The organism is Phycicoccus sp. Soil802 (assembly GCF_001429605.1).
Lineage (GTDB): Bacteria > Actinomycetota > Actinomycetes > Actinomycetales > Dermatophilaceae > Pedococcus.
Genome location: NZ_LMSS01000006.1, coordinates 224,527 through 237,216, shown reverse-complemented (window position 1 = coordinate 237,216; position 12,690 = coordinate 224,527). Strand labels below are relative to the sequence as shown.

Below are 12,690 nucleotides of genomic sequence, written 5' to 3'. Positions count from 1 at the left end.
AGTAGGACGACAGGCGTGATGACAGGGGGATACATGGAGAACTCGACGGCACCCAGACGTCCCCATTTCGCGGGCGTCGTCACAGTTGGTGCCCTCACGATCGCAGCGCTGGTGCTCACCGCCGGTGGGGCGAAGGCCGTGGACGCTCGGGATGCGGCGATACAGAGCGCGATCATCGCTCAGACCGGTAGTGGCGCCGCCAAGGCCAGTGAGGCGCGGTCCCTGGCCGATTCCGGAGTGAGCATCGACGTGGGTCGTGATGGTCGAACACAGGCAGCCCTCGAGACGTTCGCACAGGTCGACGGTGATATGACTCGAATGATCAGTGTGATCGAGAGCGACTCCACGGAGGGTGTGGATTTCCGTTTGGGCTTGCCAAAGGGAGCCAAGGTCACACTCGCGGGGGGCCGGGCTGCCATCGTCAGGTCGCGAGGGGACGCCGAGGTCGAAGTGCTCGCAACGATCGAAAGGCCTTGGGCGATCGATGCGGCGGGCAGACACCTGCCAACCTCTTACACATATGCGGACGGTGTGCTCACGCAGCACATCGACACCTCAGCAGCTAGCTTTCCGGTGGTCCTCGACCCGGCCGTGACCACTGGCTTCTACATCGTGCCGGTCTTTTACGTCCAGTACACCTGGACTGAGACGTGGTGGGTCAAGAACCACATCCCTCAGTCCGCCGTCGCCTTGGCCCTCTTGTGCTCCCGCACCGGCGAAGCCGCGCCGTTCTGTGCCTACTACGGAGCACTGTTCCTCAACGATGTCAGAGTGACCACAGATGCCGCGATCGCTCACTCCACATGCCTGAAGATGAGATTGCCAGCCGTTCTGGGCGCCATCGGAATCCCGGCCTACGATTCCTACTACGTCACATGCAAATCCTGAGGGGAGGGATCGTGAACAAGGATCTCAGGCGAGAAACGGCGATGCTTGGCCTGATTCTGGTCGTCGCCTTGGTGAGTCCCTTGTTCTTCGACCTGTCGCCGCTGAACTGGATCAGCGTCCTGTTCGTAGCGTGGTACGTCGTTCAGCGTGGCGTTCGCGCCGCCAGGCGTCGCGCCACACGCTCCTCTCCTTCATGAGGAGAGTGTCAAGGATCAGCCGGAGCCAGTGTCAGGGATGACCCGAAGCCACGTCAGGCACTGGTGGGGCAGGTCGAGCTTGAGCCGACGACCGACTGATCATGGTGCAGAGGACGGCCACAACCCAGGGCCGGCCGTAGGAACGCCTCCGACGTGCTCGCCATCAGGTCGTCGGCACGGCCGTCTGCCCTCAAGGGAGGCAAACGCCTTTACCGAACCTTTAACAACTTGTTCTGCGGTTTACCGAAAGCAGAACAAGTGATCATGGTTTGATCACCATAAGAGGGGCACATACGGAACGAATCCACGCAGGAGGGGCGACATGGGAAATGAACTCGGCACCGTCATCGAGGAGAAGCTGTGCGAGAAGGGCTGGTCGGTCTCGCGCTGCACGGTTGAGAGCGGCGTGAGCGCCGAAGTCCTCGCCACGCTGATCGGCCCGGATCAGCTGCCTTGCATGCCCGACGAGAAAACCCTTGCATCCCTGGCGAAGGCCCTCGATCTGACGTACCGAGAGCTGGTCGTGGCCGCTGCCGTGGCGTGCGGGCTTCCGAAGAACCAGGAGGGGGAGCCCACCTTCGTGCTCCGCTTCGTGACCAACCAGGAGCTCATCAACGAGCTGCGTCGACGGCTCATGCGCGGTCGACAGACCGCCGACCCGCAGCAACGCCGGATCGCCCACCTCGCCCTCATGCAGACCGCCCTGACCGGCGACTTCGAGGCCGAAGCGAGCTGACCCTGGCTGGATACCGGTGGGGCAGGTCGGGCTTGAACCGACGACCGACGGATTATGAGAAGTCCCGAAGGTGCAGGTCGGGCGCCAATTTTGGCCATTTCGTGCTCAGTTCGTGGTGGTTGTCTGACGCCCAAAATGGTCGATTCTCAAACTGGTGTGCCACTGAGGTGCCACGACGATCCGGGCCTCTCAGAGCCCGTTTCCGGGGGCGTTGGTTGGCCTTGAAGCCCTTCATGGCACACCTTCGACCAGCGGACCGGCGATCGTCGGTCAGTAGCGAAGGGAGTCATTATGTGGATGATCAACAGACTCTGAGAAGCGCGTCAAGGAGAAGCTACCACCGCTTGTGGAGTCTGACCTTGCTCCAAGAGCCTCTCGAATTCCATTGCGTCGCAACGGCTTTGCCCTGTTGCTATGCCGTGGGGTTGCGGTTCCTTCCGGACATGTGGGTATCTCTCGGGTACCTCAGGGCGCCGAATGCTGCCAGTTCGCGGCCCCCATCACTGGGCTCGTGGTGTGCCCTAGGGCGGCGGTGGTGGTGGGTCTGCCACAGTCGCAGCTCGCCATGGGGCCCGCCACTCAGCGGCTTCCCAGCCGTCCATGATGTAAATCCGCTCGTGTGCGACCTTGTCGCCTCTGAACTCCAAGAGGTTCACGGTGTGCATCCACGGGGCACCGTCGTAGCTGATGAGGTTCTCCACGACCACCAGGTCTGCGCGGTGGGTGATTCGCCGGGTGTGGAACTTGAGCGCCGCCGGGTACTGCCGACGCCATTCCCTGAAGTTCTCCACACCCTCGAAGCGTTCACCGGATTGGGGGAACTCCAGTACGGCGTCATCGTGGTAGATCTCGTGGGCAATGTCCTCGTCCCTCCCCGAGTGCTCCCAGTGACGGCGGAGTGCGAGCAGGAGTTCCTTCTCGTTGAGCACCGCGCACCTCCCAGGGCTGGACAGTCCAATCTAGCCGCGGCAATCCTCCTTGGGGAGATGCAACAGGCGCCTCGGCTGGACGCCTTGGTGTGGTTGGCCAGAGGAAGCCACCGACCCGATAGCGGAGCAGGGGAGGCTGCCGGAGTGGTCGGGTCAAGGGTGGCCGGAGGCCATCACGCAGTGACGCGTAGCGCCCTTGATGCGGCCCGGAGGTGGGCGGAGAGTGGAGCGCTGGGTCGGCGGCTCAGAGGTGAGCGTCGCGCATACTCTGCACATGGCGATGCGCGAGGAGCACCAAGGGCTGTCTGCAGTTGGTCTGTTGTCGTTGGTCGTCTTGCTGGGTTCCGGCCTCATCCTCGCGACTTCGTTCGTTGTTCCATGGCCTCCGGTCGTCGGCCTCCTGGCGCTCCTGGTGGGTCTCCTGGGGCTGGTCGGTGCTGTCGTGGTCGCGTACAGGGACAGCCGACGGGCTGGTCGCTCGTTCGCGGGTGCTGTTGGGCAGAGCGCCCGGAATGGGCTGAGATTTCTGCGCGCGTTTCTGTGACGGGCTCCCCGGCCGGCTAGGGACGATCAGTCAGGTGGGGGCGTCATCGCACATGGCGCCCTTCGTGCTGTCTGGCGTGGGGTGCGGTGGGGTGCGCGGAAGGCGCGAAGCGCCTGCAGCGCGGGGCCCCATCGCGGGGCCCCGCGCTTTGCGGCGGAGCCGCGCTTGAGCCAGTAAGGAAAGTTCTCACCGATCGGCCCCGATACGGCTGTCCGACTCCGCTTGATGGGTTACACGCTGGCTTCACTTGATGGGTGACGCTGCCGTCCCGGACCGTCGTATGTGGCGTTGTCGTCGCGTGGGAGGACCGGGCTGATGCTCGTGGAGTTGAGTGTTGTGGAGCAGCGGTATCACGCGGTGATGGAGGTGCTCGGCGGGGCGCAGGTGACCGAGGTCGCCACCCGGTACGGGGTGTCCCGCAAGACGGTGCATGCGTGGGTGGGCCGGTACCGGGCCGAGGGCCTGTCGGGGTTGGTGGACCGGTCGCACCGGCCGGTCTCGCATCCGTGGAGGCTGGGAGCGGAGGTGGAGGCGCTGCTGGTGCAGCTGCGGATCGATCATCCGCGGTGGGGTCCGCGGCGGCTGGTGCATGAGCTGGGCCGGGCTGGGGTGGAGCCGGTGCCGTCCCGCTCGACGGTGTACCGGGTGCTGGTGCGTCACTGCCTGGTGGCGGCGCGGGCACGGAAACGGCGGCGGGAGGACTTCGTGCGGTGGGAGCGGCCGGGTCCGATGCAGCTGTGGCAAATGGACGTGATGGGCTCGGTGCGCATGGTTGACGGGTCGGAGGCCAAGCTGATCTCGGGGATCGATGACCACTCGAGGTTCGCGGTGATCGGGGTGGTTACCGCCCGGGCGACGAGTCGGGCGGTGTGCGCGGCGTTCGTTGCCGCCCTCGCCGAGTACGGGGTGCCCGAGCAGGTCCTGACCGACAACGGCAAGCAGTTCACCGGCAAGTACGGGCGGCCCCGCCCCTCGGAGGTGTTGTTCGACCGGATCTGTCGGATGAACGGGATCGAGCACCTGCTGACCAAGGTCCGCTCTCCGACCACGACGGGGAAGGTGGAGCGGTGGCACCAGTCGATCCAGCGGGAGCTGCTCGACGACGCCCCACTGTTCGCGACCGTGGCCGCGGCGCAGGAGGCGGTCGATGGGTGGCGGGCCGAGTACAACACGACCCGCCCCCATCAGTCGCTGGGGATGGCGGTTCCGGCTGACCGGTTCGGTGCCGGTGCGCCGCGGGCAGGGCTGCCGTTGTGGGTCCCGCCGGCCCTGGTCACCACGCCCGCGCAGGGCACCCCCGAGCCGAATGCGCAGCCGCTGACCCCGCCTGATGACGCTGCGGTGGTGGTGCCGGAGACGGTCGGTGCGATGGAGCTCGAACGCGCCGTGCCGCCGAGTGGGAACCTGGCGATCGGCAAGCAGCAGTTCTGGTTCGGGCCGCAGCGCGCCGGTGAGGTGATCACGTTCTGGGTCGACTCGACCACCGTGCACCTGTCCAGCAACGGCCGGTACTTGAAGACCCTGCCGTCGCGGCTGTCCGACCGCGACGTCGCCCGGCTCCGCAGGGCCGGTGCCCGCGCCGCCGGGCCACCACCAGCTCCTCGCCTACCCGGGCGCCTGTTGGCCGGTACCGCCGTGGAGGTCGACCGCACCGTCAACGCGATCGGCATCATCAGCATCGCCCAGCAGCAGCTCTCGGTGAGCAGCGTGCTGGCCGGGCAGCGGGTCACGATCCGGCTCGAGCAACGGCTGGCCCACGTCGTCCTGGGCGACGGGACCCTGTGGCGCACCATCGCGTTCACCCTGCCAGCGGGCAAGCTCGCCAGGCTGCAGGGAGCCCGCCCCGCGGGGCCACCACCCACGCCGCCTACCCGGCCGGTACGGGTCGAGCGACTGGTGTCCTGCCGGGGCGGGATCCAGGTCGCCGGCCAGCGCGTCCAGGTCGGCCTGCCCCACGCCCGCGAGGTCGTGACCGTGCAGGTCGACGACACCACCCTCCGGATCAGCAACGAGAGCGGGACAATCCTCAAGACCGTGCCCCGACTGACCGACCAGGAGGTGACACGGCACAAGGCCTACGGCCACCGAAGTGTCAAACAAGCCTAGGAAGTGTTACCCATCAACTGAACCCCGCACGACACCCATCAAGTGGACCTAGGCACGGCCCCGATACGGCCTGCCCCGATACGGCCTAGACGCACAAGCCTCCCAGCTCAGCGCTGGAGCGCGTCAAACGTGAGACGACGAACTCGCACACAGGTGCACCGGCCATGGATGCTCTCCGTCACCGCAGCAATTCTTATGGTGATGAACAGGCGCCGCTCCGCCAAGAATGGTGTCGCTCGACGCGCTGAGAGTTGAAGACGCCGCGACCTCTCGGAGATCATGGCACCTTCCAAACTAAGGACCTACCCCTCGCCTTGGTGGTTCCGATTTGCGCGCGAACTCGACAGCCAGATACACCGGAGGGTCCAGATCCGAGTCTTGGCCGAGGCAGGGCCTGGGACCATCACCATGCCGACCATCGTGCGTCCGGTGAATCCATTTCCTGCGCTCCGCATGCCCGGGCAGCGTTGTGACGGGCCTTCCCGACCCTGGCGATAAGGTCGTCCTTGACGATTCCACAGGCCATGTGAGTGTTGACCATTGAGGCCGCCCGCCGAACTTTCGTTCCTAGAACGCGCGGTCAGCGGTGCGAGCAGCTCAACCACGCGCCAAGCAGGACCGTGGCGTATGCCCTCAGGGGCTACGTTCTCCGGACTCGAGGAGCGTCTTGAGCCGAGCCAAGTCTTTGGTGGTGGCCCGCCTCATGGCGAGCTCCATCACGGGTGCGGCAACCCGGGAGAAGCCTGCCGGGTTGCCGCGGTTGCGCAGGGTCATCCGGGTGCTGCCTGCACGGGCCACCTCCCAGCTGTAGGTCGTCTCCATCGGAAAGGGACCATCTGCCGTGCGCATCACCAGTCGCAGATCTGGTTCGAGTTCGACCACTTCGTAGGTGTACGCCAAGCGCTTGCCAAGAAATTGGGCAATGAAGTCCATCCGTGACCCGACCGCAACCGGCGGCTGAGTCTGCCAGACGACCGACTTGATATTGGCGTACCAATCAGGCGCGTTCGTAGGGTCGCCTGCGAAGGACGCGACGGTACTGATCGGCAGGTTGATCGTGGTTTGCACCCGCACATCCACAGTCATGACGGCATCATCGCGCAAATTCGAGGGGTCGCGGGCGTTACAGCTGTTCGGCCCCTCGGCCGCAAGACTCAGAACCGGGGCCGAGCCGGGCAGCTGCGTTGGTCGGCGGCGGGGATTCCTCACCCCATTGGCGGATTCAAAGGTCCGCCGCCGGCGGGATGCTGGGGGGGTGTCTAGTCCACCACTGGCCCGAAGGGAGCCGACCAATGTTTGAGACCCGTGTGCTTGTCCGTGCAGCGGTTCCCGCTGCTGTGTGTGTGGCGACCCTGGCGTTCATGCCGAGTCCCGCACAAGCGACGATCCACCCGATCGTTCAGTCCATCAACTGCGCCGCCGCGGCCGCCTTTGCGCACGCCCCGATCGCGGATCCGCCTGGCCAGACGCCGGAGGACTTCGCCGAGGAGATCATCACGGTGAGCTTCCCGTTCCTGACGATCACTTTCGGGGAGCCCTTGGCGTTCTCACAGTCTGACTTCAGGGCGCTGCAGGCCACCGGGTTCATTGACGAGGTCGTCCGCGATGCCGACGGCATGGTGACCGCCCTCATCGTCGACCTCCGCAACGTGCCCATGGCAGCCAGCGGACAAGGAGGGGCGCACTGCTGACGCATGCATGTCGGCAGGTACAGGGGCGAGGTCCGGACCTGTTGGTTCGGACCTCGTCGCATCTCCGAGTTGTCGTCCTGTTCGACTGCTGGTCCGGTCGGGTGGCCGAGAGGGCGGTCCCTGCCGTCCGGACGCATCCGGCCGGGCGAGGACGCGAGCTGAGGGCGCATGAGGTGAAGTTCCGTCTGCGCCTAGTTGGGTAAGGAAATGGTCAAGGATCGCCGGTCGGCGGGGGAAAAGGTGGATTGCTGTCGGTGGTGGGTGCCACCCTCGAAGCAGCGGACAATTACACACAAAGCAAACACACAAAATTGACGGATATATCCCTGGAGGGTCGGCTCCTCCACCCTTGGCCTGAGGCCGCACACAAACTGACAGCCGCTCAAACACACAACGACACCAAACTCTTGGTCCGCACCTTGTATCTCTTCGTGTCCGGCGTTTGAGCGACCCCCAGCGTCGGTGTGCACCACCCTTAGTGGCCGCCCCAGTACTGGGTGTGTCGTGTGGAACGGGTCGCACTAGCTCCACGCGGCACACCCTTGGGAAAGGGCGTGGTGGTCGTGACCTTGACGACCCGTAACCAGGTCTGGTCGGCGCTGCCCCCGATCGGGAAGCGGGACGACCGACCGCTGGACCTGCCTCACCTGGACGCCGTCACCCAGGCGCAGGTGGTGGCCCGGTTGTTGTCGCCGGACTTCGACGCCTGGTCGGTGGCCGCGTCCCGGGTCGGGTTCTGCGCCAAGCCCATCCGCCTCGTCGGCCGCAGCGACACCTTCGACCGGGGAACCGCTGGACTGGTCCGCACGTACGCATCGGCGGAGGAGCCGACCGGGGTGACGTTCGTGCGCTGCGGCAACCGGCGTGCCTCCGAGTGCGAGTCCTGCTCGAGGTTGTACGCGGCGGACACGTTCCAGCTGATCCGGGCCGGGGTGAGTGGCGGCAAGGGCGTCCCCGAGCGCGTGGCGGAGAACCCGCTGGTGTTCGCGACCCTGACCGCGCCCTCGTTCGGGTCGGTCCACGGCACCCACCCGAACCACGGCCGGTGCCGGCCACGTCGCGACACCGGAGCCCGGTGCCCGCACGGAAGACCCCTGTCCTGCATGGCGATCCACGAACAGGACGACCCGGCGCTGGGGCAGCCGTTGTGCCCGGACTGCTACGACTACGCCTCGGCTGTGGTGTGGCAGTGGTGGGCGCCCGAGCTGTGGCGACGGTTCACCATCACCCTGCGACGGATGTTGGCCCACCACCTACGCGTGCTCCCCGCGAACCTCGGGCACGTGGCGAGCGTGCAGTACGCCAAGGTCGCCGAGTACCAGCTGCGCGGCGCGGTCCACTTCCACGCCCTGGTCCGCCTCGACGGCCCCCAAACGCCCGACGGGTTCGCCCCTGCCCCCACCACGGTCACGGCACCGGTGCTCTCCGCCCTAGTCGAGCAAGCCGTACAAGCCGTTCGGGTCACCGCCGATCCGGTCCACGACGACGACATCCAACGGGTGCTTGCGTTCGGCACCCAGGTCGACACCCGCCCGGTGCGCACCTCCTCACGCACCGACGACCCCGACCGCGAACTCACACCCGGACAGGTCGCCGGGTACCTGGCCAAGTACGCCACCAAGTCCGCGACCGACACCGAGTCCAAGGACAGCACCCACCTGCGGCGCCTGCACGCCACCGCCCGCAACATGGCCAGCCGCACCGTCAGCGCCGACCAGGACCCAACAGCGCCCTACGGGCTGCTCGGCAAGTGGGCGCACACCCTGGGGTTCCGCGGACACTTCGCCACCAAGTCACGCCGCTACTCCGTCACCCTCGGCGCCCTGCGGCGAGCACGGCAGCGCGCCCAGGCCCGGATCGCCGAAGCCAATCGCACCGGCACTCCTGTCGACCTGCGCCAGCTCGAGGCCGAGCTGCTGGCCGACGGCGCGGACGGGACCACCGTTGTGATCGGGTCCTGGGCCTACGCCGGCACCGGATGGGCCAACGACGGGGAAACCGCCCTCGCGACCGCAGCCGCCTCCCGAGCCCGCGAATACGCCCAAGAACGCGCACAGAGCAGGAAGCAGCAGTCATCAGGAGAGAAGTGAGACAGATGAGAAGAAACGACAGACCCGAGGCAAAGGCCTCGTCCGAGGTGAGGGTGTTGCCCACCATCGACCGCCTGTGGACGATCCACGACGTGTCGGCCTTCCTCGGCGTCCCGGTGGGCACCCTCTACCAGTGGCGGCATCGGGAGCAGGGGCCGCCAGCGATGCGGCTGGGCAAGCACCTCCGGTTCGACCCGACGCAAGTACGGGCCTGGGCAGCCGAGCAGGTGGCCTGAGGTGGCACACGTCGTCAAGGACAGCCGCGACGGCCGGTGGCTCGCCCGATGGCGCGATCCGTCGCACCGCCAGCGAAAGAAGTCCTTCCGCCGCAAGGTCGACGCCGAGAGGTTCCTGGCCAACCTCGAGGCCGAGATGAACCGAGGCCAGTACCTCGACCCGTCGGCGGGCAAGGTCCTCGTGGGGGACTACGCCCGGGTCTGGGCCGCGGGGTTGTCCCACCTGAAGGAGTCCACGGCAGAGCGATACCGGGGCATCGTCCGGACCCATGTCGAACCGCGTTGGGGTACCTACCGGCTGTCATCGGTGGCGACCTCCGACGTCGCGGCGTGGGTGGGGGAGTTGAGCGCCTCGGGCCGGACGGCCTCGACAGTCCGGCACATCCATCGGGTGTTCTCGCTGATCATGGGCATGGCCGTGCAGGACGGGCGGATCGCCCGCAACCCGGCGACTGGTGTGCGGCTGCCACGGGCGGTTCGTGACGAGCCACGCTTCCTCAGCGTTCCCGAGCTGGCCGCCCTCGTGCAGTCGGCCGGTCCGGGTGGTCTGGTCATCTGCGTCCTGGCGTTCACCGGGATCAGGTTCGGAGAGATGACTGCTCTGCGGGTCTCGCGCGTCGACCTGGAGCGGCGCAGGCTGCACATCGTTGAGAGCGCCTCGGAGGTCGGCGGTCGCCTGGTCTGGAGCACCACGAAGAACCACCAGACCCGGTCCGTACCGGTCCCGCCGGCCCTCATCCCGGACCTGGCTCGGATGTGCGAGGAGAAGCAGCCGGCCGACCTGGTATTCGCTTCACCCACCGGTTCGCCCATGCGGCTGGGCAACTGGCGTCACAGAGTGTTCGACCCCGCCTGCGCGACAGCCGGGATCACCGGGCTGACGCCGCACGACCTGAGACACACCGCCGCATCCTTGGCGATTGCGGCAGGGGCGAACGTCAAGGCCGTCCAGCGCATGCTGGGGCACTCGTCGGCGGCGATGACGCTCGACGTCTACGCCGGCTTGTTCGGCGACGATCTCGACTCGGTTGCGGCTCTGCTCGATTCGCATGTGCCACAAATGCGCCACATCACCGAGACCGAGGCTCGTAGCGGAGGTCACGATGACGCCGCTTAGGGCGCTGACCTGCATAAACGTCCTGTGGGGCAGGTCGGGCTTGAACCGACGACCGACGGATTATGAGTCCGCTGCTCTGACCGACTGAGCTACTGCCCCGGCACCAGCTCGGCTAGCACCGGCTGGGCGCCGTGAGCCTACCGTCGCCAGTGTGCCTGCGATGGAGGTGGTGAGAACGGGGTTCGTGGTGGTGCTGGTGCGGATGTGGTTCGTGGTGCACAATGGGACCCGCACAGCCAACTGAACAACGCGGCAACACGCCGAGCCAGCAGGTGACGAGGTTCGTGGGGAAGACGTCCCTCGCACACCAAGGAGGCCCGGAATGTCTGTCGCGATGCCGCGTGTCATGACCCGCGGGGTGGTTTTCATTCACTCCACCCCCAAAGCGCTGTGCCCCCACATCACCTGGGCCCTCGAGTCCGCCCTCGACGGCCGGTTGGCCATCGACTGGACCCCACAGCCGGCCGGTGCCGCACTCGTCCGCGCGGAGTTCCCGTGGGCAGGAGTGCAGGGCACCGGCGCCAAGCTCGCCTCCACCCTGCGCGGGTGGGACAACCTGCGCTACGAGGTGACCGAGGAGCCGAGCGCCGGCGCCGACGGGTCGCGCTGGTCGCACACCCCCGCCCTGGGGATCCACCACACCTGGACCTCGGCGGCCGGTGACGCCGTGATCAACGAGGACCGGCTCCGTGACGTGCTGCGGCTGTCGCAGGGGTCGCCTGAGGCGATGGTCGAGATGGTCGAGGAGCTGCTCGGCACCGACTGGGACGCCGAGCTCGAGCCGTTCCGGTATGCCGGTGACGGAGCCCCCGTGCGCTGGCTCCACAAGGTGGGCTGAGCGCTTTCAGGCAGCCGCGTGACCTGCACGTTTCGGGGGTTCGGCGGGGTCTTCGGTAGCCTTTGCGGCTGTCCGATCGACTCTGGAGGAACGTGTGACCCGCCCCAAGCTCATCCTGGGGGTGCTGGCCGCAGCCTGTGTGGGGACGCTGCTCTGGTACGCCTGGCTGATTCTGGCCGCCGACCTGCCCCGTGGCGCCACCATCGCTACGTGGGTGCTCTGGCTGTTCTCGGCCGCTGCCGTCGTGACCCTGGTCGCCTACGCCCGTGAGTTCCTCGCCCACCGGGAGGCCGTGGGGCGGGAGGCCTCGTGGAAGCCCTTGCCCAGCTTGGTGCTCCTGTGGATCGGCGGGCTGACCGCGATGGTGTCGTTCGCGTTCGTGCTCCCCGACAAGGCGCCGGCCGACGGTGCGGACGACCCGGCCGCCACCAGCACGTCGCTGACTGGCCAGCAGGTCGACTCGGCGAGCAGCTCCACGGATGGCACGCGGACGGCGACCACCGCCTCCCGATCCAGCTCTCAGCGGACGCCCGCGCCCGTCTCGACGGCGGCGTCGACGCACTCCTCGGCCACCAGCACCGGTCCCTCGAGCTCCACGTCGACCGATGCGTCGACGTCCTCCACGGCCACGAAGTCCAAGCCCACCAAGACCCACCCGGGCACGGGCTCGCCGACCCGGTCGACCACGAGCACCGGCGACCCGCTGGTCAGCATCACCATCCCGCCGCCGCCCGGCTGAAATCCAGCGCCCTGACCTGCGGCTCCAGGCGACCCGCGCCTGCCGACGCAGCCACGGTGTTCCGGCAGCTAGGCCTGCAGCTCGGGCCAGAGCTCGTTGCCGAGCGCCGGCCGGCCGGCGCGGGCGCGCAGCACCTCGAGGCTGACGCCATCGAGCAGCTCGATCGGCAGCGCCCAGAAGCGCTGGCCGAGGTCGACCACCACGACGTCCCGCAGCATCACGACGCCGGCGATGACCGAGTAGGCCAGCTCCGTGCACGAGTCGTGGTCGCGGAGGCGGATCGTCTGGCTCCCGACCGTCAGGCCGAGGATGCGTCCCGGCACGAACTCCCGGTCGAAGTGCCTGCCGATGGTGAAGACGGTGTAGCCGAGCGTCACGGCCGTCACCACCAGGTAGACGCCTGGCGCCGCCAGGGCCGTTGCGGACACGCCACGGGGCCGTCCGCCCAGGAGGTCCGGAGCCGAGACGCACAGCAGGAGCACGAGACTGGTCAGCACGGACGATGTCCAGGTCTGCCGACGGCGCAGCACGTGCCGGCGCCCAGCCCGTTTGAGCCGTCCCGCCAGGTGCTCGTCCACG

Annotated in this window: 13 protein-coding genes and 1 tRNA gene; 10 read left to right on the top strand and 4 right to left on the bottom strand. The window is 67.3% G+C overall.

What is annotated here, in order from left to right; translation table 11 throughout:
* The first annotated feature begins 33 nt into the window (after positions 1-33).
* From ASG91_RS15145 to ASG91_RS15140, 3 genes are all read left to right on the top strand, one after another.
* Entirely contained in the window at positions 34-888 is an 855-nt protein-coding gene (locus ASG91_RS15145; RefSeq protein WP_157606378.1) for a hypothetical protein, read from the top strand.
* An 11-nt stretch (positions 889-899) separates the two neighbouring features.
* Positions 900-1,085, top strand: coding sequence for a hypothetical protein (locus ASG91_RS20735; RefSeq protein WP_157606377.1), 186 nt, complete (start codon positions 900-902; stop codon positions 1,083-1,085).
* Positions 1,086-1,407: 322 nt separating this feature from the next.
* Positions 1,408-1,821 carry a hypothetical protein gene (locus ASG91_RS15140; RefSeq protein ID WP_056923471.1) on the top strand — a complete coding sequence of 138 codons (414 nt, stop codon included), beginning with the start codon at positions 1,408-1,410 and terminating at the stop codon, positions 1,819-1,821.
* 521 nt (positions 1,822-2,342) lie between these two features.
* On the opposite strand, the gene ASG91_RS15135 is transcribed toward ASG91_RS15140, so the two are convergent.
* Positions 2,343-2,750 (bottom strand): nuclear transport factor 2 family protein, encoded by a 408-nt coding sequence (locus tag ASG91_RS15135; RefSeq protein ID WP_056923470.1) that lies wholly within the window; start codon positions 2,748-2,750, stop codon positions 2,343-2,345.
* Between the two features lie 871 nt (positions 2,751-3,621).
* On the opposite strand from ASG91_RS15135, the gene ASG91_RS15125 reads away from it, so the two are divergent.
* Positions 3,622-5,400 (top strand): IS481 family transposase, encoded by a 1,779-nt coding sequence (locus ASG91_RS15125; protein WP_082593099.1) that lies wholly within the window; start codon positions 3,622-3,624, stop codon positions 5,398-5,400.
* Positions 5,401-6,033: 633 nt separating this feature from the next.
* On the opposite strand, the gene ASG91_RS15120 is transcribed toward ASG91_RS15125, so the two are convergent.
* On the bottom strand, positions 6,034-6,486 hold the full coding sequence (locus ASG91_RS15120; protein WP_056923468.1) for an SRPBCC family protein: 453 nt from the start codon (positions 6,484-6,486) through the stop codon (positions 6,034-6,036).
* A gap of 257 nt (positions 6,487-6,743) precedes the next feature.
* On the opposite strand from ASG91_RS15120, the gene ASG91_RS15115 reads away from it, so the two are divergent.
* The 4 genes from ASG91_RS15115 (at position 6,744) to ASG91_RS15100 (ending at position 10,534) form a co-directional block, all read left to right on the top strand.
* A complete protein-coding gene (locus ASG91_RS15115) occupies positions 6,744-7,091 on the top strand; it encodes a hypothetical protein (protein ID WP_056923467.1) in 348 nt (115 codons plus the stop codon).
* A gap of 563 nt (positions 7,092-7,654) precedes the next feature.
* Entirely contained in the window at positions 7,655-9,181 is a 1,527-nt protein-coding gene (locus tag ASG91_RS15110) for a replication initiator (RefSeq protein WP_157581850.1), read from the top strand.
* A gap of 56 nt (positions 9,182-9,237) precedes the next feature.
* Positions 9,238-9,417: an AlpA family transcriptional regulator gene (locus tag ASG91_RS15105; RefSeq protein ID WP_235543631.1), complete on the top strand. Its 180-nt coding sequence runs from the start codon at positions 9,238-9,240 to the stop codon at positions 9,415-9,417.
* Between the two features lies 1 nt (position 9,418).
* On the top strand, positions 9,419-10,534 hold the full coding sequence (locus ASG91_RS15100; protein WP_056923465.1) for a site-specific integrase: 1,116 nt from the start codon (positions 9,419-9,421) through the stop codon (positions 10,532-10,534).
* Between the two features lie 25 nt (positions 10,535-10,559).
* On the opposite strand, the gene ASG91_RS15095 is transcribed toward ASG91_RS15100, so the two are convergent.
* Positions 10,560-10,633, bottom strand: a tRNA-Ile gene (locus tag ASG91_RS15095).
* 223 nt (positions 10,634-10,856) lie between these two features.
* Here ASG91_RS15095 and ASG91_RS15090 point away from each other — a divergent pair.
* Together ASG91_RS15090 and ASG91_RS15085 are read left to right on the top strand one after the other, a co-directional pair.
* A complete protein-coding gene (locus ASG91_RS15090) occupies positions 10,857-11,372 on the top strand; it encodes a DUF3145 domain-containing protein (RefSeq protein ID WP_082592443.1) in 516 nt (171 codons plus the stop codon).
* Between the two features lie 94 nt (positions 11,373-11,466).
* Positions 11,467-12,111 carry a hypothetical protein gene (locus ASG91_RS15085; protein WP_056923464.1) on the top strand — a complete coding sequence of 215 codons (645 nt, stop codon included), beginning with the start codon at positions 11,467-11,469 and terminating at the stop codon, positions 12,109-12,111.
* Positions 12,112-12,179: 68 nt separating this feature from the next.
* Here the strand turns inward: ASG91_RS15085 and ASG91_RS15080 are convergent, their stop codons facing one another.
* The gene (locus ASG91_RS15080; RefSeq protein ID WP_162257546.1) at positions 12,180-12,689 is read right to left on the bottom strand and encodes a hypothetical protein; all 510 of its coding nucleotides are present in this window, start codon (positions 12,687-12,689) and stop codon (positions 12,180-12,182) included.
* Position 12,690 lies beyond the last annotated feature (1 nt).